Below are 602 nucleotides of genomic sequence, written 5' to 3'. Positions count from 1 at the left end.
AAGTCTTTGGTCGTTTTGCTGTCTACCGAGTAATCTACGGCAGTAGCATAAATATCCGTAATTTTCTGGTAAAAGCGGCGCTCGCTGGCGCGGATTTCCTGTATTTCGGAAACCAAATGGTCGAAGTAATCTTCATCAAAGATTTGCCCATTAATAAGCCGATCCTTATCCAGAACATATCCCTGCCGGGTAAATGTATCCAGCACTTTGGTTGCCCATTGACGGAATTGTGTGGCACGGGTGGAATTGGTGCGGTAGCCAACAGCAATAATGGCGGGCAGGGAGTAGAATTTGTAGTGATAGGTCTTGCCATTATCTGCAACTTGTGCAAATTTTGCACAAGTTGTACTTTCGGATAATTCATTTTCCGCAAAAATATTCCGCAGATGTTTGGCAACGACACTGCGGTCAACATCAAACAGTTGTCCGATGCCTTTTTGCGTCAGCCAGACCTCGTGATCCTGAACGCGAACTTCTATGCCATCTGTCTCTGAATCTTTCGTGAACACAAGAAAATCTGCTGTGCTGTTACGAACATACCGTTCTGTGCCTGCCATCGCTGCTCTCCTTACATCAGTACAATGTAAGAATAGTATATCATG

1 protein-coding gene is annotated in these 602 nt (G+C 44.9%); it reads right to left on the bottom strand.

Annotated features, from left to right (window positions below):
* A partial coding sequence (locus GPK89_RS08490) for a virulence RhuM family protein (protein WP_215692451.1) occupies positions 1–557 on the bottom strand: 557 nt, incomplete at its 3' end.
* Positions 558–602: the final 45 nt, after the last annotated feature.

It is taken from the genome of Gemmiger formicilis, assembly GCF_018784445.1.
Lineage (GTDB): Bacteria > Bacillota > Clostridia > Oscillospirales > Ruminococcaceae > Gemmiger.
The sequence above is the reverse complement of the archived record's forward strand: the minus strand, read 5'-3'. Positions and strand labels throughout refer to the sequence as shown.